Source organism: Parabacteroides sp. Y3-G-102 (genome assembly GCF_023656845.1).
GTDB lineage: Bacteria > Bacteroidota > Bacteroidia > Bacteroidales > Tannerellaceae > Parabacteroides > Parabacteroides distasonis.
Genome location: NZ_JAMOKU010000030.1, coordinates 43,883 through 66,486 on the forward strand (window position 1 = coordinate 43,883; position 22,604 = coordinate 66,486).

A 22,604-nucleotide genomic window follows, 5' to 3' on the forward strand; every position below is an offset into this window, starting at 1 on the left:
CTTACAGTGCCAAGCCAGTGCCGTTATAGTGGCACGGCTGTGCCACTAGCGTGGCATCGTTGTGCCATCGCTATGGCATCATCGTGCCATCGCCGTGGCATTATCGTGCCATAAGGGTGGCACGACTATAATACTAGAATGACAAAGACCTTGAATTTATTTTCTCCAGCCATGTTACGTTTTCTTTTCTCGATTGTCATTAAGATAGAATGGAACAAGAACAGTTTAAAAAAGAGATATTGCCTTTGCGGGAGAAACTATTCCTTTACGCGAGAAGGCTGCTTGATAACCCGGAGGATGCCGAGGATATCATGCAGGAAGTCTTTTTGAAACTATGGTATATGCGTGGCGAGTTAGACTATTATAATTTAGACTATTTTTTTATGTCGAGATATTGGATAGTAGTGTCTAAATTTTGTACACCACTGTCAAATAATTGGACAGTCTGTTTTGGAAAGTAAAATAGTACTTGTTTGAGAATTAAATATTTAGTTAGTTTGGCACACTATTTGAATTAGATATGGTAAATTAAATAGTTAGATAACAATTAAAACAAATACAGTCATGATTAAGATCGAAGGTTTAAGTAAGTTTTTCCGTACGGAAGAGGTTGAGACAATTGCGTTGAATAAGGTTTCTTTGGAGGTAAAAGATGGCGAGTTCGTCGCTGTCATGGGACCTTCCGGTTGCGGTAAGTCTACGTTGTTGAATATTCTGGGTTTGCTGGATAATCCTTCCGAGGGAAATTATTACTTGGGCGACCAAGAGGTAGGACATTTGAAAGAGAAAGAGCGTACGCAGGTCCGTAAGGGAAACATCGGTTTCGTGTTCCAGAGCTTCAACTTGATAGACGAGTTGAACGTTTTTGAGAACGTGGAGCTGCCGTTGACTTATCTAAAGATCAAGGCGTCGGAGCGTAAGCAGATGGTAACGGATATCTTGAAGCGGATGAATATCAGCCACCGTGCGGCTCACTTCCCTCAGCAACTCTCCGGAGGTCAGCAGCAGCGTGTGGCGATCGCTCGTGCGGTAGTTTCCAACCCGAAGATAATCTTGGCCGATGAGCCAACGGGTAACTTGGATTCCAAGAACGGTGCCGAGGTTATGCAGCTGCTCACCGAGCTGAATAAGGAGGGAACGACAATCGTAATGGTGACGCACTCCAAGCACGATGCGGGTTTCGCCCACCGTGTGATCAATTTATTCGACGGTAGCGTTGTTTCTTCCGTTAGTGAATTTATTTAGTCAACATGACATAAACACATACACACAAGAGTTTTTTATAAGCTAATTGGCCTGTGAAGGTCGGTTAGCTTTCAATTTAACTTAAATACAAATCGATGAGACAGCTATATTATACAATCCGTTATTTACTTCGAGGCCGAGGGGGAAATGTGATCAAGGTTCTGTCCTTGACACTAGGACTTGGAGTGGGATTAATCCTGTTCGCTAGGGTCGCTTTTGAATTGAGCTTCGATACATTCTTTGACCAAGTGGAAGATTTGTATAGCGTGCATGTGCGATACAATGATGATAAAACGGGAGAGGAAGATGGGTCTCGTATCCTATTTGCCCCGATCCCGGAGGCTTTGCGGCAAGAGTTCCCCGAGATACAGTATGCGACGGTTTGCCGGAGAAGATACGGAGCCGTATTGTATCATGGTGAGGATCGGTTCAAGCCCCGTTTGATGATGGCGGATTCCCTCTTTTTCCGTACGATGGGAATCAAGGTGCTAAGAGGGGATGACCGTTTGTTGGGAATCGAAGATCAAGTTTTCTTATCGGAAAAAATGGCTGAACGTATATTTGGCAAGGAAGATCCGATCGGGAAACAACTGCTGTACGGAAAAAACTATCCTTATACGGTGGCCGGGATATTCCGTGACATACCGGAAAATAGTCATTTACGTTTTGACGCTGTCGCTTCTTTCATTAATATGAAAACCCAGTTCGGTGCCTATGCCGGTTGGGGTGCCGACGATAGTTATCTGGGCTATATCCGCCTGAAACCGGGTGTGTTCCCGGAACAAATCAATCAGAAAATACCGGCTTTATTGCCTAAATATATAGATGTAGAAAGAGAGAGGAAACAAGGTTTTGATATGGAGCTTTATATCAAGCCGGTCTCGGAGATATATACGCAAAGTACCGAGGTGAAGCGGATGGTGGTGATCATGAGCGTACTGGCTTTCGCTTTGTTATTCGTGGCGGCGATGAATTATATCTTGAACTCGGTATCTTCTCTGCCGATCCGGGCGAGATCCGTAGGAGTACACAAATGTAATGGAGCTTCCAGCAAGGACATTTTCAATATGTTCTTGTTTGAGACGGCGGCTTTATTTGTAGTGGCTCTTGTATGTATGGCATTGCTTTTATTCGCTTTCCGGGAATATGTTGCGGATATGGCGGCTGTTCCTACTTTGGGCACTTTATTGAATGCGCAGACTATATGGCTTCCTGCGATCATGATCTTGGCTATATTCATTTTGTCCGCCTTGCTACCGGCCCGTTTGTTCAGCGTTATCCCGGTTACCCAAGTATTCCGGGTATCTACTTCGGGTAAGCAGGGATGGAAGCGGAGTTTGCTCTTTATCCAGTTTGGGGGAATTGCGTTTGTCATTACATTATTGGTGATCGTGTTATTGCAATATGATCGGCTAATGAATAATGATTTAGGATATGATCCGGAAAATATAGTGTATGCCCCCTTGAATAATATGGATGATCAGAAAGCGGCCAAACTTACCGCCGAGTTCAAGAAGTTACCTTATGTCACGGCTACGGGGCTTTCGTCAATGGACATTCTAAGTGGTTATGGTGGTTTCCCTATTCTGGATAATGAGAAAAACTGGCTGTTCACGGCCCGACAGGTAAACTATGATGCCGATTATCTCTCTCTGATGAAAATCCCCTTGCTTGAGGGGCAACCACTAAAAGGTGACGGGGATATTTTAGTGAATGAGTCATTCGTGAGTAAACGTGGGTGGACGGATGCTGCGATCGGTAAATATATTTATGATGATGAGGGTAATTTAAAAGGAAAAATAGTGGGTGTAACCCGTGATTTCATGGTGAATTCCTTCTTCACTCCCCAGTTACCGGTCATCATGTTTGGTTGTGACCGGATGAGTTATTGTAACTTTACGGTTCGTGTCTCCGAGCTAACTCCGGAATATTTACGGGAAATGAATGATAAGATCGCGGAACTATTTCCGAATGAGGATGTCGGTTTTACGGTGCTGAAAACGATCATAGAGTCTCAGTATGAGGGAACCCGTCATTTCCGTGACGGCGTCTTTGTTGCCTCGATCGCTATCTTGCTGATCACCTTAATGGGATTATTCGGATATATTACGGACGAGATGCACCGTAGGAGCAAGGAGATAGCGATTCGCAAGGTGAATGGAGCGACGGCCCCGAATATTTTACGTCTTTTATCTAAGGATGTTTTGATCACGGCTTTCCCGGCTATCCTTTTAGGAGTGATAGCCTCACGAGTCGTGGGAGAGAGCTGGTTGAGGCAATTCGCGGATAAGATACCGCTGACTGTTTTTATTTTCATATCTACGGCTCTACTGGTTCTAGCGATCATTTGGGGATGCGTGATCCTGAAATCTTGGAATATCGCCAATGAGAATCCGGTCCGTAGCATTAAGAACGAATAATATAACAGGTAATATAAAATTACGTATGAAAACTATTTTGAGGAATCTCTTGAGTGTATTGTGCCGTTTCAAGATGGCGACACTTTTAAATGTATTAGGACTATCTGTGGCTTTTTCTGCTTTCATCTTGATTATGATGCAAGTGGACTATGACCGGAATTTTGACCGAGGCATAAAGGATGTGGATCGGATATTCCGGGTAGAGGTGGCTTATGAAAGTGGTACGAAACAGGCTATTATAAACCGTCCGTTAGCGGAAGCTTTTATCCGATCATCACCGCATATTCTGGCCGGTTCGTTATTGGATCCTTGGGGAGAGGGCGCTTTCTTTTATACGGAGGAGAACGGTGTTCGGAATAATTTCAAGGAGCGATGGATGCGTGTATTTCCTGAGTATGCGGATATATTTACGTTTGATATGTTGGACGGCAGCGCCGATAAATTGAAAGAACCCAATATGGTATTACTTCCGCTAAGTCTATCGAACAAGCTTTTCGGCAATCAATCCGCGGTGGGTAAGCAGTTGCATATGGTTAATTCGAAAGGTGTTTTCACCATTGGAGGAGTGTATCGGGATTTCCCGGATAACTCATCTGTGGGGAATAGTATCTATTACCAATTAAATCCGAAAGAGAATTTCCAGAACTTTGGCAATTGGAATTATATGTTCTACGTCCGTTTGGATGATCCAGCGAACGCTTCCGGCTTGTTCGAGAATTTCAAAGCGCATTTCGATGTATCTACCTTATCGAAAGATTTCTCTTGGGAAGGAGGTGGAATGTCTTTGGTTCTGAACCCTCTGACGGAGGTGCATTTCGACTCCGGGGTCACTTACGATAATGCTCCGAAGGCAAGTAAATCTACTATGCTTGTCTTATTTGCGATCGCCATCGTGATCGTAGTGATTGCCGGTATTAATTTCACGAACTTCAGTACGGCGCTTACGCCCATGCGTATCAAGAGCATAAATACGCAAAAAGTATTGGGTGGCGAGGTCTCGGTGATCCGTATGTCTCTGATTTTGGAGGCTATCGTTATCAGTGTTATCTCTTTCCTGTTGGCGTTGCTTTGGGTCTCTTTGTTTTCCAGCACAACCTTATCCGCGCTTATCGACGCTCGGATTGCCTTGATGGATTATCCGTTGTTGTTGGGGGCTACGGCATTGATCGCGATTGCTACCGGTTTGTGCGCCGGGTTGTATCCCGCTTATTATATGACATCTTTTTCTCCGGCCTTGGTATTGAAAGGAAGTTTCGGTCTGTCACCAAAAGGCCGCCAGATGCGTAATGTCTTGATTGGCGTGCAGTATGTGGCTTCATTTGGGTTGATTATTGGGGCGGTATTCATGTATTTGCAGAATTATTATATGCAGCACGCCCCGTTAGGCTATGATAAGGATGAGATTATCGTTACCGATCTGAACTCTAAACTCTGGAAAAGCCATGAGGCTTTCGTGAGCCAGGTGAAATCTTTCTCGGGCATCGATGACGTGACGTTCGCCGAGCCTCTTCTCTCCAGCAGTGACCAGTACATGGGGTGGGGACGTGAGTATCAAGGCAGAGAGATCAGTTTTCAATGCCTGCCGGTAGATCCTTCTTTCCTAAAGGTGTTAGGGATACAAGTAAATGAAGGCCGCGACTTTCGGGAGGAAGACGCTAATAATCCTTATGGGGCTTATATTTTTAATGAGCGTGCGCGTGCCGCCTATGAAATGGAGGTAGATGCGATGATTGACAGCACAAAAATCGTCGGTTTCATACCGGACGTGAAATTCGCCTCTTTCCGTACGGAGATAGCGCCCATGGCGTTTTTCGTATGGGGAACACGTAATTGGGGGAGTCGTCCTAACTGGGCATATATCAAGGTAAAGGCGGGATCAGACTTGCGGGCAGCCATGGATCATGTGCGATCGGCCGTGCGAACATTCGATCCGGAGTATCCCTTCAATATCCGTTTTTTCAATCAGGTGTTGAATGATTTGTATAAGAAAGAGGGGAATCTGAGTTCCTTGATTACCTTGTTCGGGCTATGCGCTATTTTCATCTCTATCGTAGGAGTCTTTGGTTTGGTAGTATTCGATAGCGAGTATCGGAAGAAAGAAATTGGTGTTCGTAAGGTGCTGGGTTCTACCACGGGCGAGATTATCGTGATGTTCAACAAGACGTATATACGTATTTTATGTGTTTGTTTCGTATTGGGCGCTCCGGTTGCGGGTTATGCGGTGAGCCGCTGGTTGGAGAATTTCGCTTATAAGACACCGATGTATTGGTGGGTGTATTTGATCGCTTTTGCTATCATAGCGGTTATCACAATATTGACTGTCACTTTCCAAAACTGGCATGCGGCGAATGAGAATCCAGTACATAGTATTAAGAATGAGTAGAAGATTTTTGTAGAATCATATTGCTGTTTTCATAGAAAAGTATGTGTCCAATAATTGTACAATGGTGTCCAATTATTGGACACTTCTGTTTTATGAATTGAGAATTAATTTATTGAATATTAGTTTGATATGTAGTTTGGCACGTTATTTGAATATTATTAGATGGATTTGAGTATAATAAATTAAAACAAATACAGCCATGATTAAGATCAAAGGTTTAAGTAAGTTTTTCCGTACGGAAGAGGTTGAGACAATTGCGTTGAACAAGGTTTCTTTGAATATCTTGAAACGAATGAATATCAGCCATCTTATTTAAGGAATACTCTTTTTGGGTCGATTTTAGTATCAATAAAATAGAGCAAGTTATGAAAACAATCATACGCAATTTCATCAATGTATTAATACGTTTCAAGGTAGCTACCTTTTTGAATGTAGCGGGATTAGCGGTTGCTTTCGCCGCTTTTATCGTGATTTTGATACAGATTAATTTTGAGCGGACTTTTGACCGTTGCCATCCTACGTCCGGGCGGATTTTTAGGGTGGACTTGACCATTCCGGGTACTTTCGGGACAATATTACCCCGTGCCTTTGTGGAGGCTGTCATCCAATCTTCCCCGCATATAGAGGCGGGTACATTGTTGACTCCTTCTTTTGGCCAGAATGGTGTTTATCTCTCGGTGGATAGAAACGGGCAACCGTTTGGGTTTAAGGAAATCGTGACAACCTGCCACGCTAGTTTACCGAAGATATTCGCGTTCCCGATCGTGGAAGGCGATATCGATTGCTTGAAAGATCCCGAGAAAGTAATGGTACCCCGAAGCTTGGCTGACAAGTTGTTTGGGGAAGATATCTCTGCGGTTGGTAAGACGTTGCGAGCGGAAGAAAATATCTGGACTAAATCGGCTAAGCTCTTTACGATTGGCGCGGTTTATAAGGATTTCCCGGAGAACACGCAGCTTCGGAACGTGGTCTATACGGCGATCGATCCGGATTATAATATCAATAATTTTAGCTCAAGTAACTGGGTTTGTTATTTATTGCTTGATAATCCTGCCATGGCAGATGAGGTTGCCGATAATTTCAACCGTCATTTTGATTTCAAGAAGATTTACCATGAAGGAGAACAGATCCGGCTCGTTCCGCTGACTGATATTTATTATATGAATGAGACGCAAGACGGTGGTACATTCCGGAGCGGAAACAAGGAAGTCACGGCCTTATTGTTCGGTATAGCTCTTCTGATCGTCATTGTCGCGGCTATTAACTTCACGAACTTTAGCACTTCTCTGACTCCGTTGCGAATCAAAAGTATCAATACGCAGAAGGTATTGGGTAGTTCGGATACTTTGTTGCGCAGATCTTTATTGATAGAGGCAGCCCTTATTAGTTTTATAGCATGGCTGGTAAGTCTCGTTATCGTTTGGGGATTGGATTGGGCGGAAGCGCTACCTTTTATCGAGGCTGATTTGAGTTTGGTCTCAAATCTTCCGATCGTTTTCTTGTGTGGCATCGTAGCGTTGGTTATCGGTTGGCTGGCGGGTATTTATCCTGCTTATTATATAACTTCTTTTCCTCCGGCCTTGGTGCTGAAGGGCAGCTTCGGGTTATCTCCTTCCGGGCGTAAGTTACGTACGACATTGATTTGTGTCCAGTTCGTTGTTTCGATCGTGTTGATTATCGGGGCTTGCTTTGTACAAATCCAGAATAGTTATATGCGGAATTTCTCTTTAGGATTCGATAAGGATCAGGTAGCTATCGTGGAGCTGAATGAGACAATGTACAATAAGCATCACGATACATATGTGAATCGCTTAAAAGAGAATCCGGGGATCGAGGATGTAGCTTTCGCTATGGAGAAAGTGGGCTCTAAGGACGGGTATAACACGAATGGCGGTAATTATAAGGGTAAGGACTTTCAGTATTTCATAATTATAGCATCTTCCAATTTCTTGCGGGTGATGGGGATTCCGGTTATAGAAGGGAGAGATTTCTCAAAGGCGGACGAACTTTCGGATCATGTGTCTTATATATTCAATCGTACGGCGATGGAGGGGTTGGATATGCAAGTGGGTGACGCGTTCGATAGCTATTCTTCCGGTCATCTTATCGGTTTCTCCGACGATGTGAAATTCACCTCGCTTCGTGGTGGAGAGGATAATATCGCTTTCTTGGTCGGAAACTTTGGTTATTCTTTGCCAATCTCTTATATCCGCTTGAAAGCCGGATCGGACATTCATGCCGTAGTAGGACACATCCAGGAGACGATGAGAGAATTAGACCCTTCCTATCCGTTCAATATCGAGTTCTATGATGAGATCTTTAATCATCTTTACCGGAAAGAGGAGAACCTGCGCGATCTGGTTACGGTCTTTAGTTTACTGGCGATTATTATCTCTTTGGTCGGGGTATTTGGCTTAGTGGTGTTCGAGACTCAATACCGCCGTAAGGAAATAGGTATCCGCAAGGTACATGGAGCTACGGTAGGGGAGATCCTGCTGATGTTTAATAAGGCCTATCTGAGGATTGTAGGTATTTGCTTCGTGATAGCGGCGCCGATCGCTTGGCAGGGCGCGAAGATGTGGCTCGAGGGTTTCGCTTATAAGACTCCGCTTCATTGGTGGGTATTCTTAATCGCCTTATTGATCGTAACCGTAATCACGTTATTGACCGTGAGTTTCCAGAACTGGAAAGCGGCGAACGAGAATCCGGTAAATAGTATCAAGAGCGAGTAATCCACCATCCCATCTTCCACGCCAGCAGCAAGATAAGTAGGGAAAGGACCAAGCAGGCTAATAGCAACCAAACTCCCAATCCGTTTACGAAAAGGATGGGGACGAAGGTGATCAATAAGATCTCTATGGGAGCGATAGGCAGGTAAGCCATCGCATAATCATCCATCGCTTTGCTGGAAAGTTTCGGATCGACGATCCGCAGCAAGGCGATGCCCATGGCCATCGTGCCGGTCCACCATCCCCAAGCGAAAATCATGCGCTCGAACCAAAAGGTCTTGGCTAATCTTCTTCCTAAGAAGAATGTTATGCACCAGACGATCGCCACGCCCGCTATGATGAGTACGATAAGCGGCAAGGCATATTTTACGATCACCCCTAGCTTGATAGACGCTACACCGCAAGCTACCAGCATATCCGTGAAGGAACTGCTCAGCCTCTGGGTCGTCTGCGGACAGATATATCTGGATATGGTTGTTGCGTCGAAGAATTTCTTTAATACTAATCCAATGATAAAGGCACAACTGAAAACAGGTAACTCCAATACCGGATAATACACCTTTACGGTTTGGCTAACCATATATCCCAAAAAAGCCACGACAAACACCAAGGCCACATGGAAAGTCAGCGTATCGATGGATATGGAGGAAGTCGTAGCCTCTCCGATGGAATCCCGCTTATCCTCCGGCAGCAACCCGCTTCTCAACTCATCCGGGAGATCGTCGAAATCCGAGATAAAAGCGGTTTGTTTATGCTTGGCCGCCCATTTGACCATCAGTAAACCTCCGATGATCGAGCAAATAACCCCCACGGTAGCGGTTGTCATGCCTAAACTGCGAGCCTCGTCCCAGCCCAATCCCTCGAACGCAGACCCGATAGCAGCGGCCGTGCCGTGTCCGCCATAAAAGCCTGTCGGCAACATAATGCCGAAAGCGTCATTCAGGTCCGGCCAGATCAGTTTGATCACGTACAATCCGAAAAGGCCTACCAATGCCCATTGCAATAACATACCCACCTGAGCGTACGCCCACATCGGCCCGACTCGTTTCGCTACTTCTTTCATGGAGACGTTCGGGGAAGATAAAGGCAACGCGCCGAACACCAAGGCGATAAGGATAGCCGCATAAGTACCTAAGTCATTGGAAAGCGGAATCCACCCCAGTCCATTAGGTCCGAACGCCAGTCCTAGCAAGCCTGCGATCAAGCTGGGTGGGATGAATAATTGTTGTATCAGTTTTACCTTGACTCGTATGAATTTGCCAACCAATAGAAGTATCGAAATGAATCCAAGATCCGTAAAGAGAGTCCAAGGGGTGAACTGTGTTAGGTCTATCATAGTAACTACTTACTTTATGTTCGTTTAAATATCTATTGTACAAATATATTTTATTCTCATGAGAAATACTAGAAATCCAAACGAATTCTATATCTCCATCTCCTTTTTACGATAAACGGAAGGAGAGCAACCCATAACTTTCGTAAACGTACGCGAGAAGTAGGCGGCATCCTCGAATCCCAGATGCGTGGCGATCTCATTCAACTTCATATTCGTTAGCTCGATATATTCACAAGCCTTCTGTATTTTCAAGCGTATGAAGTAATTCATGGGCGAGACCCCGGTCTCGCCAAAGAAGAGAGCCGAGAAGTGAGAAGGGGAATATTTGAAATAAGACGCTAATTCCTTCAAGGTAAGATTCTGCTGGATGTTCTCACGCATATAATGAATAACCCGTGCCGTGAATGGATATTCTTTTTGCGAGGGAATCATGATATGGCGGAATTGCTCCAGATAGATGAAAGAGGCCAGAAAATTGTAAAGGCACATGGAGGAATAAATCATATATTCTTTAATATATCCCATGGAGAAACTGCTATATATCTCCTCAAACAGCCGTAACCGATCTTGTAAACGGGAATATTCATTCGGCGAAATAGTGACCGGAACCGGATGCGACGGCAGGAATTGATCGCAAAGCTTCCCTTGGAAGTGTAACCAGTAAATAGTCCATGGATCTCCCTCGTCTGCCCCGAATGAGTAGGGGATACCGGGAGGGATGATGATATATTGGTATTTCTCCACGGTATATTGTTTACCGAGGATACGATACCATCCTTTTCCCTCCGTACAATAAATAAGCATGGCGTAGTCACAGCCATGTTCTTTTTGGAGAAAATGATATTTAACACGTGGGAAGAAACCTATCTTGCGTACATATAAATTATTGATGAGCGGTTCCCTCCGGTAGCTTGCCAATAGTTCCTCGGGTAAAGAAACAAGCCGTTCTCCCTTAAATCCTTCTTTTATCTTGACCATGATCTATAAATCATAAGATTGTACAAGTAAATCGGAACAAATGTAGCATTCCTTTCTGGATTATTGAAATAATTTTGCCGACATAAATCATAACATAATGCCATGAATAAAATTCTAGTTGTAGTTTCTTTTGTATTTGTATCTTTTTTATCCTGTACGGGATTGACCGAGAAACAGCGATTGGCCGATCAAATATTGTCCGACACGGCTTTACATAAGGTGGATAGTATGGCTCGTGCGACCATTCGTAGTGGCTTTAACGCAGGGAGTGGTTATTCCCAGATATGGGCTCGTGATATGAATACGTTTATAGAGATCGCTTGCGAGGAGAGTGATCCACACGAACTGCGGGAAGCTATCTTATTGTTTTTCGCTCTTCAACAGCCGAATGATGAGATGATCGATGGTTATGTGCTGAAAGAAGATTTTACATGGTATGATGATACGCCTTATTATTCGAATGCCGCCCCGAAACATGTCGCTTTTAAGAATACGGTAGAGACGGACCAAGAATCTTCCTTGATTCAGATCGTAGGTAAATACATTCGTAAGACGGGTGATCGGGAGATATTGAATGAGAAAGTTGCCGGGAAGACCGTTCTCGAGCGAATGAACGCTATGGTAGATTATCTGATGCGGGAACGATATAATGAGAAATATGGATTGCTTTATGGAGCAATGACCGCTGATTGGGGCGATGTACAGCCGAATGACGATTTCGGATGTGATATGAATGATTTGTCGGATCCAGCTATCGATGTATATGATAACGCTATGTTCATAATCGCCTTGGATTATTTGTTGGAAATGGCTCCTGATTCTCCGCAAGCCTCCCGTTGGAAAAGTCTGCGTGAGGGAATCGAGAGAAATGTGCGGGCTCATCTATGGGATGTAAAGCGCCAGAAGTTCATTCCTCATATTTATCCGGAGAAATCTCCGATTCCGGAAGGTTTTGATGAACTTGCCATTCATTATCATGGTGGGACGGCTATCGCTATAGAGGCCGGCTTATTATCGAAAGACGAGATACGTACCGTAAATGCCCAGATGCTTGAGAATGTTCGCCTGTCGGGTATGCCGAGTATTGGTCTTACCTTATATCCCGTGTATCCGGATGGTTTTTTCCATGGAGGAATGTCAAAGGCTTATCTGTATCAGAATGGCGGGGATTGGACTTGGTTTGGCGGTCGGATGATCCAGCAGCTTGTCGTTAATGGAATGGTTGAGGAGGCTTATGCGGAGATTCATCCGATGATCGAGCGTGTGATCCAAAATGACGGATTCTACGAATGGTATGGCAAAGGCGGTGTCCCCAGCGGCTCTGGTAATTTCAAGGGATCGGCCGGAGTGTTATCTAAGGCGATTGAATTATTAAGGGATTGGGCAGAGAAAAATAAGAGTTAAATACAAGCGTGCAATATTAAATGTCAAAAGAGATGAGAAAAAGTAATTATGATAAAATGCCGGCCACCGTTGTAGACGGTACCTTGTGGAAAGGCTGGGAATCGATACGGAAGCGATTGGCGGAGATACATGCGGAAACGAATGGATCACAAGTTTGGGTGGTGGAATGCTACCAAGGGGTTCATCACGAGGAGTTGATGCGTGAACTGCAAGCGCTCGCGCCCGATCGTTTTATCAATACGCGAGATTTATTTAAATCGGCAGAAGATATAGAGGCGATGACCTATCCTTATCTGACGGATGACCGGTTGTTTGGCCGCCGGGCTCATTTCTCTTATACGGATTTCTTGGATGAGGAGAAGGTGAACGCCTGCCGGGAGTCCTTGCGTGATGGAAAAGGCTGGACAATCGTTTATGGCCACGCCGCCGCCGAGATCGTTTCCGCTCCGGACAAATTGATCTATGCGGATATGGCTCGTTGGGAGATCCAGATGCGTTCCCGTAGAAAAGAGGTGAACGGGCTAGGTGTGGAAAACCGGGAGGAAGCCCCGTCGTACCATTATAAGCGAGGATATTTTATTGATTGGATTGTTTGCGATAATCTGAAGAAGAAAGTCCTTCCCAAGGTCGATTATTGGTTGGATACCCATATCGTCGGAACACCTAAGATGATTTCCGGGGAGACCTTGAAAGAAGGGTTAGAGAAAACGGCGCATACTCCGTTCCGGGTAGTACCTTTCTTCGATCCGGCTCCTTGGGGCGGCCAATGGATGAAAGAGGTCTGTGATCTGGATAAAAAGCAAGATAACTTCGGCTGGTGTTTTGATTGCGTGCCCGAGGAAAATAGTTTATACCTGAAAGTTGCTGGAGAGCTGTTTGAGATCCCTTCCAATGACTTGGTATTCTATAAGACGAGAGACTTGCTGGGCGGGCCGGTCGAGGCTCGTTTCGGACAAGATTTCCCGATCCGTTTCGACTTCTTGGATACGATGGGAGGAGGAAACCTAAGTTTGCAAGTGCATCCGGTCACCCAATATATCCGGGATACGTTCGGGATTTATTATACGCAGGACGAGAGCTACTACCTGCTGGATGCCGAGGAGGACGCTACCGTTTATCTGGGATTGAAAACCGGTGTAAATCCGGACGAGATGATCGCTGCCCTAAACGACTCCCAACAGACCGGAAAGCCTTTCGATACGGAGAAGTATGTCAACAAATGGCCTGCCAAACGCCATGATCATTATCTGATCCCCGCCGGAACGGTCCATTGTTCGGGAGCCGGTGCCATGGTGCTGGAGATTAGCGCTACCCCAAGTATCTTTACCTTTAAGCTTTGGGACTGGGGCCGCTTGGGATTGGACGGATTGCCTCGACCGATTAATATCGGCCACGGCTCGAAAGTGATCCAATGGGAGCGGCAAACGGAGTTTGTCCGTCATAACTTGATCAACCAAGTGGAGATGATCGCCGAGGGAGACGGTTGGCGGGAGGAGCGGACCGGCTTGCATGAGAACGAGTTCATCGAGACCCGCCGTCATTGGTTCACGGATATCGTGCCTCACAATACGAATGGAGGGGTGCAAGTACTGAATGTAATCAAGGGAGATGAGTTGATCGTGGAGAGTCCGACAAACGCTTTTGAACCATTCATCGTTCATTACGCGGAGACTTTTATCATTCCGGCTTGCGTGGGTGAATATACGATCCGCCCGTATGGATCGTCCGTAGGTAAATACTGTGGTACTATAAAAGCTTACGTACGATTTAGGCAATAATCACCGTGCCATAGGCGTCGCACAACTGTGCCACCCTTGATGGCACGGTAGTGCCACTGCGATGGCACGCCAATGCCAACCCTATGGCACGGCTGTGCCACCGTGGTGGCACTGGCGGAACATGGGTAAATAAAGAAAAGGAATTATGATGTATACAAATGACAATAGAATAGTAATGACATTGGATGCGGGAGGAACGAATTTTGTTTTCTCTGCCATCCAAGGAGGAAAAGAGATAGCCGATCCGGTAGTTCTTCCGGCATGTGCGGATTGTTTAGATAAGTGTTTAGGCAATTTGGTAGAGGGTTTTAAGGCAATTCAAGCAGGCTTGCCGGAAACTCCGGTCGCTATCAGTTTCGCTTTTCCCGGTCCGGCAGACTATCAAGCCGGTATCATAGGCGATTTACCCAACTTCCCCTCTTTCCGGGGTGGAGTAGCGTTAGGACCGTTTCTGGAAGATATATTCGGGATACCGGTATTTATCAATAACGATGGGAATTTATTCGCATATGGAGAAGCGTTAACCGGAGCCCTTCCGGATATAAACCGCCGTTTGCGGGAGGCAGGAAGCATGAAGCAATATAAGAACCTGCTGGGAGTCACCTTGGGTACCGGTTTTGGTGCCGGGGTTGTCATTAATCAAAAGCTTCTATTGGGAGATAATGCGGCAGGAGGAGATATCTGGTGTTTTCGGAATAAGAAATATCCGGAGTATATCGTAGAGGAGAGTGTCAGCATACGTGCGGTCATGCGAGTATATGCGGAACGATCCGGTGATACGGGAGTGCATACTCCGAAAGAGATCTTTGAGATCGCCGAGGGTATTTGCCCGGGTAACCGGGAGGCTGCTATTACGGCTTTCTCCGAATTAGGGGAGCTAGCGGGGGATGCGTTGGCGTCTGCCATTACTTTAATCGATGGCATCATCGTGATCGGTGGTGGACTATCGGGGGCTTCTAAATATATTCTCCCTGCTTTGTTGAAAGAATTGAACTCATCTACCGGTATGATGGATGGAAGTCGTTTCGGCCGATTGCAAATGAAAGCTTATCTTTTGGAGGATGCGGAGAGTTTCGCTGATTTCGCTAAAGGAGGAGCTGTCGAGGTACCCATTCCGGGTACCAATCGCAAGGTAGGGTATGATCCTTGTAAACGGATAGGGGTGACCGTAAGTAAACAAGGTGCTAATCGCTCGATCGCTATGGGAGCTTATGTTTTTGCGTTAAACCATCTATCTAAAGGAATATGAGACAAAAATATAGTATAGGACCTGTATGGTTCCTGATGTTTGCGTGTGCTTTCTTCACATCCTGCGTGACACAAGGCAAGAAAGTTCAGCAAGATGAGCTTAGCCAATATGTAGAACCTCGGATCGGTACGGCGCATTGCCGTTGGTTTCATTTTACCCCGGGAGCGATGCCTTTCGGTATGGCCAAGCCGGCTCCTTCTACGAACGGGCATATCGGGAATAAATCCGGTTGGGAGGCGACCGGTTACGATTATCGGGATCAATCGATCGAGGGTTTCCCCTGCTTGCATGAGTTTCAGATCGGTGGAATCGTACTGATGCCTACGACGGGTTCATTGAAAACAATTCCCGGGGCGGTAGACGACTCGACAGGTATAGGATACCGTTCCCGTTTTGATCGTGCGGACGAGATCGCTACCGCCGGTTATTATTCCGTTCTCCTAAAAGATTACTCGATTTGTGCGGAGCTTACCGCTACCCCTCGTGTCGCTATTCAGCGTTATACATTTCCGGCCGGGGAGGATAGCCATATCTTGTTCGATATAGGAAACCGTCAAGGAGAGAGCGGAGCTGTACGGGATGCTGAAATTACTTTTACGGAAGACGGGCGTATCGAGGGCTGGGTGATTACCGAGCCTGAATATGTGAGGAAATATCAACCCGGGGCATCGGTTCCTTTGTATTTCTCGGCGGTGCTGGACAAGGTTCCCGTTGGATTTGGCGCTTTCAACGGAGCGGATATCCGTCCGGATGAACGGAAAGCGACGGGCGTGGGGGCCGGACTTTATCTGACATTCCGTACCCAAGATCAAGAGTCGGTAACCGCTAAAGTAGGTCTTTCTTATACATCCGTGGAGAATGCCCGGTTAAATAGGGAGACTGAGGCCGCTACCCTTACGTTTGACGAGGCAAGGGAAATATCTCGCCAAACATGGGAAGAATATTTGGGACGTATCCGGGTAGAGACTCCAGCGCGAGAGGATAAGGTGAAATTCTATACCGGTTTGTATCACGCTTTATTGGGGCGTGGGTTAGCTAGCGATGTGAATGGCGCTTATCCGAGAAATGATGGCTCGGTAGGACAAATCCCTTTGAAAGACGGGAAACCGGTACATAACTTATACAATACCGATGCCGCTTGGGGAGCGCAATGGAATCTGACACAGGTTTGGGCTTTGGCCTATCCGGAATATTATTCGGATTATATAAGTAGCCATTTGTTGGTGTACAAGGACGCCGGCTGGCTGGCGGATGGAATCGCTAATAGCCGTTATGTCTCCGGGGTTGGTACGAATTTATTAAGTACGATTATCGCTGGCGCTTATCAATGTGGCATCCGGGATTTCGATGTGAATACGGCTTATGAGGCTTGCTTGAAGAATGAGTTGGATGGGGAGAATCGTCCGTTGGGCGCGGGAAAGATCGATACCCGTTATTTCGTGGAATATGGTTATGTACCTCATTTGGATAAAGGGGACGGGCCGGACGAGGCTTTCATGTTTTCCGCTTCCCATACCTTGGAATATGCTTATAGTGCGTGGGCCGTGGCCCAATGGGCGAAGCAACTGGGTAAGACGGACGATTATAACCGTTTGATGGACTTATCGAAAGGCTGGGAGCGTATCTATGACCCTTCCTGTAATTTTGTTCGTCCTAAAAAGAAGGATGGTACGTTTATCGAGGACTTCAATCCGATGCAAGTATGGCGCGGATTCCAAGAAGGTAACGCTTGGCAATATACATTCTATGTACCGCACGACGCGAAAGGCTTGGTCGCTAAAGTTGGTGCGGACGTGTTTAACCATCGGTTGGATAGCATCTTCACGGTGTCTCGTAAATTAATCTTTAGCGGAGGCACGGAAGTAGGGGCTTTCGCCGGTTTGCAAACCTTGTATAACCAAGGAAATCAACCTTGTTTGCACATCTCTTGGATGTTCAACGAGGCCGGTCGTCCCTCGCTTACGCAAAAATGGGTGCGGGCGATCTTGAATGAGTTCTATGGTACGGATGGCATCCACGGTTATGGCTACGGACAAGATGAGGATCAAGGCCAGCTCGGGGCTTGGTACGTGATCTCTTCCTTAGGCTTATTCGATATGAAAGGCTTGACGGATCAAGCGCCTTCTTTCGCTTTGGGTAGTCCTTTGTTCGATAAGATTACGATCCGGCTGAATGACCGCTATTATAAAGGGAAGGAATTCGTGATCGAGACTCGTAATAATAGTAAGCAAAATGATTACGTGCAATCCATGGACTTAAACGGGAAACCATTGACGGATACTCGTATTCCTTTCTCGGAGATTGTTCAAGGTGGACATTTGGTTTTAGAAATGGGTAACCAACCAAAAGATCGATATGAGAACTAAAAGTACGAACTCCGCTATATTCCCGATCCTTTTCGGCTTTTTCGTGATGGGATTCGTGGATGTCGTGGGAATTGCCACGAATTATGTGAAGATGGACTTTGGTTTGTCCGATACGTTGGCGAACCTATTGCCCATGATGGTCTTTCTTTGGTTCGCCCTGTTCTCTGTCCCTACCGGTATCTGGATGGGACGGCACGGGCGTAGGAATACGGTGGTCGTAGCCTTGGCTATCACAACCTTGGCGATGCTGATACCTCTATTCTTCTATGACTTTGCTTGTATCTTGTTTGCGTTCGCTTTGCTGGGAATTGGAAATACGATCTTGCAAGTGTCCTTGAATCCGATGGTAGCGCGGGTGGTAAATCCGGATAAAGTAACGAGCGTGCTTACTTTAGGGCAGTTTATTAAGGCGGTATCTTCCTTCTTAGGGCCGATTATTGCAGGTATAGCTTCTTCTTTCTGGGGAGATTGGAAGTTGATATTCATTGTCTATTCGGTGACTACCTTGTCATCTATCATCTGGTTGATAACGACTATTCCGGGTAAAGAGGAAGGAGAGGGGCAAGAAGCCTCGTTCGCCTCTACGTTAGCTTTATGTAAAGATGCTAGGATACGGATGCTTTTCTTGGGGATTCTGTGTATTGTCGGGATCGATGTCGGTCTGAATACGACGATCCCTAAGCTATTGATGGAAAAGTTATCCATGCCGTTGCAAGAGGCTGGATTAGGGAGTAGCCTTTATTTCGCCGCTCGTACCGGAGGTTCTTTCCTGGGGGCTATATTGCTGGCGAGGATCTCGTCACGACCCTTCTTAAGGGGAAGCATGCTTATCGCTATCCTTGCTTTCGTAGGATTGCTTATCTCGGATAGCTTGTGGGGCATGGGCGTTATGATCGTACTGGTTGGCTTGGCTTGCTCGAATGTGTTTTCGATCCTGTTCTCTTTTGCGTTGGAACATCGGCCGGAGCAATCGAACGAGGTCTCGGCCTTGATGATTATGGGTGTATCAGGAGGCGCTTTGATTACGCCTTGTATGGGAGGCATAGCCGATATGTTCGGACAGGTAGCCGGCTTGATGCTATTATTAATATGTATGTTGTATATAGGACTTATATCAATAAAAACACGATAAGATGAAAAAAAGAACTTATTTATCAGCAGGATTGGCTTTGTTGATCGGGACATTGTCGGTTCATGCGTCTCCGGGATTATCGGATGTCAAGAGCCGTGTATTACCGGCGGTTTATAAATCGAAAAACGGACTGACCCAAAAGGTCGAGATCTCCGTAAAACATGAAGGAGAACCTTCTACAGTGACGATCCATTTAGGCGAGCAAAGCCATAAAGAGAAACTGGTGTCCGGGGATAATGTATTCCGAATCGAGATACCCGAGGTTAGCACGACTCGCCAATTACCGTTGACGTTGACAAGTGGGAAAGAGAAAGAGGAAACTACGGTGACCGTAAAACCGGTTCGACATTGGCAGATGAATATGGTGCAACACACCCATACGGATATCGGTTATACCCGTTCCCAAATGGAAATCTTGGCAGAACAGCTTCGATACATTGATTATGCGTTGGATTATTGTGACGCTACGGATAATTATCCGGATTTCGCTAAGTTCCGTTGGACTTGCGAGATCGCTTGGGCGGTTAGCGAATATTTGAAATGTCGTCCTGTGGAACAGATCGCTCGCCTGAAGCAACGGGTAAAAGAGGGCCGTATTGAATTAGCTACGATGTTCTTGAATTTTGACGAATTACCGGATGAGCAGACACTTGCCGCTTCCCTTTATCCGATCAAGCAATTTAGAGAAAATGGGATGCGTGCCGAGGTTGCGATGCAAGACGACGTGAATGGTATCGGTTGGTGTTTCAGCGAGTATTTCGCAGATGCCGGCGTGAAATATGTGAATATGGGAACCCATGGTCATCGAGCGTTGATCTGCTTTGATAAACCTACGGTGTTTTGGTGGGAATCACCTTCTGGGAAGAAGGTCTTGACTTATCGTGCGGAGCATTATCACTATGGTAATTTTTTCGGGATTCATACAGATAACTTTGACCAGTTTGAGGAGCGTGTTTTAACTTATTTAGGTGAAATGGAAGCGAAAAATTATCCGTATGATATATTAGCGGTGCAGCATTCGGGATATCTTACGGATAATGCGCCCCCTTCGACTAAAAGTTGCGAGATGTTACAGAAATGGAATGAGAAGTATGAATGGCCGAAATTACGCACGGCGGTAGCCAGTGAGTTTTTTAAGACGGTAGAGAGCCAATATGCGGATCATATTCAGACTATTCGTGGAGCTTGGCCGGATTGGTGGACGGATGGTTTCGCTTCCGGTGCCCGTGAAGCCGCCATATCTCGTGTGACTCATTCGGATATTATCGCGAATCAAGCCGGATTGTCATTTGCTAAAATGCTAGGCGCTCAATTGCCGAAAGACATCAATGATCGGATTCAGGACATCAACAAAGCTCTTTTGTTCTATGATGAGCATACTTTCGGGCATAGCGAGAGCGTACGTAACGCTTATGGACTGGAAACTTGGGAACAACGCTCCTTGAAACAATCGTATGCGTGGGAAGCCTATCGCCATTCCGGTTTGCTGGGAGAGGCCACGATGGGTATATTACAATCGTTCGTGCCTAAAAGCGACGTTCCGTCTATCGCTGTATTCAATACGCTCAACTGGAGTTATAGCGGTATCGCTAAAGCTTATGTCGATCATCAGATTCTTCCGAAAGACAAGGCTTTCGAGATCGTGGATGCGGCTGGCAACGTAATTCCCGCACAAGCTGGCGAAAGCCGTTCCGATGGTACTTATTGGAACTTTTACGTGAAAGAAGTCCCGGCTTTGGGATACGCACAGTATTATATAAAGGTGAAGGATGCGCCACGTCCGGAAATACAGGGCGCAACGGAATTAAAAGAGACACATGTGGAGAATCCTTGGTATGCCATCGACTTCAATACCCGTAAAGGTACGATTCGTAAATTATATGATAAGGATTTGAACAAACAATTGGTTACGCCGGATGCGGAATGGGAGATGGGAGAGTTTATTTATGAGATTATCGATAGCCGTCATCCGATGGAACAATATCGTGCTCCCCAATTCCTCCGCCGTCGTCCCGAGAAGATGCGTTTCGAGAAATATGAGAAAGGCGATGTTTGGGATACATATCGTTTTCGGGGAGAGACAGTAGCGGGACGTGAGCCGAATAATTTGATGGTGGAATTCCGTGTATTTAACGTAACAAAGAAAATCGAGGTAGTTTATCGCTTGCGTAAAAAAGCGGTAACAGATCCGGAAGCGGTTTATATCGCTTTCCCGTTTGAGGTTGAAAGCGGTAAGATCCATTTGGATGTACCCGGCGGATCGATTGAGGCGGGTGTAGACCAAATCCCGGGCTCCTCTAACGATTGGTACACGGTGCAAAACTTCGCTACGGCTCGTAATGGAGAGTCACAGGTCGTGATGGGTAGCCAAGAAATACCATTAATGCAATTTGGGGCGATCAATACGGGGCGGTATAAGGCCGGAGCCGTACCTCAGTCCACGAATATGTATTCATGGCCGATGAACAACTATTGGGTAACCAATTTCAATGCGGACCAAATGGGAGAGATGCAATGGAGTTACTTCATCAACTCTTCGAAAGACAACACTATTGAGTATGCGACTAAGTTCGCTTGGGAAAACCGGATTCCGTTCTTGACCCGTGTTTTGCCTGCCGGAGATAAAAAGGTGGAGCCTCTTCAATCGGCTTCCATTTTCAAGATCGTACCGAAGAACTTGTTGTTGGTAAACATGAGGCCTGTAGAAGGCGAGAACGCTGTTATGCTTCAATTGCGTGAGATAGGCGGGAAGTCCGCTACTTTCTCTGTAGCTTCAGATAAAATTAATTTTGTGAAAACTACGGTTTGTGATGTCGTTGGAGACCCAGTTTCGGGGAATCCGTTGAGTTTCGCTCCGTGGGAGAATAAGTTTATAAAATTATCTTGGTAGCATGGTAGGGGCGGGGTTTGCCCGCCCTTATCCAGTTTGTCTTATGTTTGTATATTGAATGTTTTGATAGGATTTAATCCCAAATAAATCGGTATTATTCTAAGCAGAAGACTTGCTTGTGTTAGAGTGATGGGTGAAGAGTGTCATGAGAGACTCTGTTTCGGGTAATGCCTTATTGGATTTCAAGCCTTGTGGGAATAAGTCTATGGCGCTTTCTTGGTAGAAAGATTGTAGATAATGTGGTTCTTCTTTTATTTATAAAGGAAGGCTAAATTTTTTTATATTATCCAGTCTCTGAATATATTATCTGTTTTTTTCATAGAAGCCATACTAGTGCCATTTTCGCCTAGCCTTGAATCTCAATAAATTTAACATTTGTTTATTGTAACCAATTTAAAGTGTTTTTACTGTTAATATTTGATAGTTAATTATTTATGTGATAGAAAGACGATGATACTATTGTAAGTCCGTACGGAACAATATATTTTTAGTACATTTAAGGGCTGATATTCTTGGTTTCAAGGGGTGATTTGTGATAAATGTGTCATTTTTATTAAAAAAATACTATAGATTTAAGTCTAGTTTACAAAAAAAGTTATACATTTGCCCAGTTTTTAATGATATAGACCATGAATGGCGCACTAGTTCCGTACGAACTATGTCCATCTATAACGATAAAAATTACATAGACAAT

At 45.5% G+C, this 22,604-nt stretch carries 13 protein-coding genes and 1 pseudogene; 12 read left to right on the forward strand and 2 right to left on the reverse strand.

Annotated elements, in window-relative coordinates; all coding sequences use genetic code 11:
• Positions 1-209 precede the first annotated feature (209 nt).
• From NBH16_RS23565 to NBH16_RS15250, 6 genes and pseudogenes are all read left to right on the forward strand, one after another.
• Complete coding sequence (locus tag NBH16_RS23565; RefSeq protein WP_005866389.1) at positions 210-461, forward strand: RNA polymerase sigma factor; 252 nt, start codon at positions 210-212, stop codon at positions 459-461.
• Positions 462-564: 103 nt separating this feature from the next.
• Positions 565-1,245 carry an ABC transporter ATP-binding protein gene (locus NBH16_RS15230; RefSeq protein WP_005858035.1) on the forward strand — a complete coding sequence of 227 codons (681 nt, stop codon included), beginning with the start codon at positions 565-567 and terminating at the stop codon, positions 1,243-1,245.
• A 95-nt stretch (positions 1,246-1,340) separates the two neighbouring features.
• A complete protein-coding gene (locus NBH16_RS15235; protein ID WP_250788832.1) occupies positions 1,341-3,665 on the forward strand; it encodes an ABC transporter permease in 2,325 nt (774 codons plus the stop codon).
• Between the two features lie 25 nt (positions 3,666-3,690).
• Entirely contained in the window at positions 3,691-6,048 is a 2,358-nt protein-coding gene (locus tag NBH16_RS15240) for an ABC transporter permease (protein WP_008774279.1), read from the forward strand.
• Between the two features lie 199 nt (positions 6,049-6,247).
• A pseudogene (locus NBH16_RS15245) lies at positions 6,248-6,331 on the forward strand (ABC transporter ATP-binding protein); the annotation flags it as partial.
• An 82-nt stretch (positions 6,332-6,413) separates the two neighbouring features.
• On the forward strand, positions 6,414-8,780 hold the full coding sequence (locus tag NBH16_RS15250; RefSeq protein WP_250788833.1) for an ABC transporter permease: 2,367 nt from the start codon (positions 6,414-6,416) through the stop codon (positions 8,778-8,780).
• Here NBH16_RS15250 and NBH16_RS15255 read toward each other — a convergent pair.
• Both NBH16_RS15255 and NBH16_RS15260 read right to left on the reverse strand, forming a co-directional pair.
• On the reverse strand, positions 8,767-10,113 hold the full coding sequence (locus NBH16_RS15255; RefSeq protein ID WP_005858025.1) for a sodium/glutamate symporter: 1,347 nt from the start codon (positions 10,111-10,113) through the stop codon (positions 8,767-8,769). The two genes, NBH16_RS15250 and NBH16_RS15255, sit on opposite strands and share 14 nt — an antisense overlap.
• A gap of 87 nt (positions 10,114-10,200) precedes the next feature.
• Entirely contained in the window at positions 10,201-11,091 is an 891-nt protein-coding gene (locus NBH16_RS15260; RefSeq protein ID WP_008774281.1) for an AraC family transcriptional regulator, read from the reverse strand.
• A 102-nt stretch (positions 11,092-11,193) separates the two neighbouring features.
• Here NBH16_RS15260 and NBH16_RS15265 point away from each other — a divergent pair, with 102 nt between their 5' ends.
• From NBH16_RS15265 to NBH16_RS15290, 6 genes are all read left to right on the forward strand, one after another.
• The gene (locus NBH16_RS15265; protein WP_022191911.1) at positions 11,194-12,495 is read left to right on the forward strand and encodes a glucosidase family protein; all 1,302 of its coding nucleotides are present in this window, start codon (positions 11,194-11,196) and stop codon (positions 12,493-12,495) included.
• A 32-nt stretch (positions 12,496-12,527) separates the two neighbouring features.
• The gene (locus tag NBH16_RS15270) at positions 12,528-14,273 is read left to right on the forward strand and encodes a class I mannose-6-phosphate isomerase (RefSeq protein WP_022191912.1); all 1,746 of its coding nucleotides are present in this window, start codon (positions 12,528-12,530) and stop codon (positions 14,271-14,273) included.
• Positions 14,274-14,418: 145 nt separating this feature from the next.
• A complete protein-coding gene (locus tag NBH16_RS15275; protein ID WP_005866408.1) occupies positions 14,419-15,522 on the forward strand; it encodes an ROK family protein in 1,104 nt (367 codons plus the stop codon).
• Entirely contained in the window at positions 15,519-17,888 is a 2,370-nt protein-coding gene (locus tag NBH16_RS15280; RefSeq protein ID WP_250788834.1) for a GH92 family glycosyl hydrolase, read from the forward strand. Before NBH16_RS15275 ends, NBH16_RS15280 begins: the two co-directional genes overlap by 4 nt.
• Positions 17,878-19,020, forward strand: coding sequence for an MFS transporter (locus NBH16_RS15285; RefSeq protein WP_122145321.1), 1,143 nt, complete (start codon positions 17,878-17,880; stop codon positions 19,018-19,020). The genes NBH16_RS15280 and NBH16_RS15285 overlap by 11 nt, the downstream gene beginning before the upstream one ends.
• Before the next feature lies 1 nt (position 19,021).
• Positions 19,022-21,910: a glycoside hydrolase family 38 N-terminal domain-containing protein gene (locus tag NBH16_RS15290; protein ID WP_250788835.1), complete on the forward strand. Its 2,889-nt coding sequence runs from the start codon at positions 19,022-19,024 to the stop codon at positions 21,908-21,910.
• The last annotated feature ends 694 nt before the right edge of the window (positions 21,911-22,604 follow it).

Coding starts and splice junctions, on each gene's coding strand:
- NBH16_RS23565 (WP_005866389.1), top strand. CDS start 210: ATGGAACAAGAACAGTTTAAAAAAGAGATATTGCCTTTGCGGGAGAAA.
- NBH16_RS15230 (WP_005858035.1), top strand. CDS start 565: ATGATTAAGATCGAAGGTTTAAGTAAGTTTTTCCGTACGGAAGAGGTT.
- NBH16_RS15235 (WP_250788832.1), top strand. CDS start 1,341: ATGAGACAGCTATATTATACAATCCGTTATTTACTTCGAGGCCGAGGG.
- NBH16_RS15240 (WP_008774279.1), top strand. CDS start 3,691: ATGAAAACTATTTTGAGGAATCTCTTGAGTGTATTGTGCCGTTTCAAG.
- NBH16_RS15250 (WP_250788833.1), top strand. CDS start 6,414: ATGAAAACAATCATACGCAATTTCATCAATGTATTAATACGTTTCAAG.
- NBH16_RS15255 (WP_005858025.1), bottom strand. CDS start 10,113: ATGATAGACCTAACACAGTTCACCCCTTGGACTCTCTTTACGGATCTT.
- NBH16_RS15260 (WP_008774281.1), bottom strand. CDS start 11,091: ATGGTCAAGATAAAAGAAGGATTTAAGGGAGAACGGCTTGTTTCTTTA.
- NBH16_RS15265 (WP_022191911.1), top strand. CDS start 11,194: ATGAATAAAATTCTAGTTGTAGTTTCTTTTGTATTTGTATCTTTTTTA.
- NBH16_RS15270 (WP_022191912.1), top strand. CDS start 12,528: ATGAGAAAAAGTAATTATGATAAAATGCCGGCCACCGTTGTAGACGGT.
- NBH16_RS15275 (WP_005866408.1), top strand. CDS start 14,419: ATGATGTATACAAATGACAATAGAATAGTAATGACATTGGATGCGGGA.
- NBH16_RS15280 (WP_250788834.1), top strand. CDS start 15,519: ATGAGACAAAAATATAGTATAGGACCTGTATGGTTCCTGATGTTTGCG.
- NBH16_RS15285 (WP_122145321.1), top strand. CDS start 17,878: ATGAGAACTAAAAGTACGAACTCCGCTATATTCCCGATCCTTTTCGGC.
- NBH16_RS15290 (WP_250788835.1), top strand. CDS start 19,022: ATGAAAAAAAGAACTTATTTATCAGCAGGATTGGCTTTGTTGATCGGG.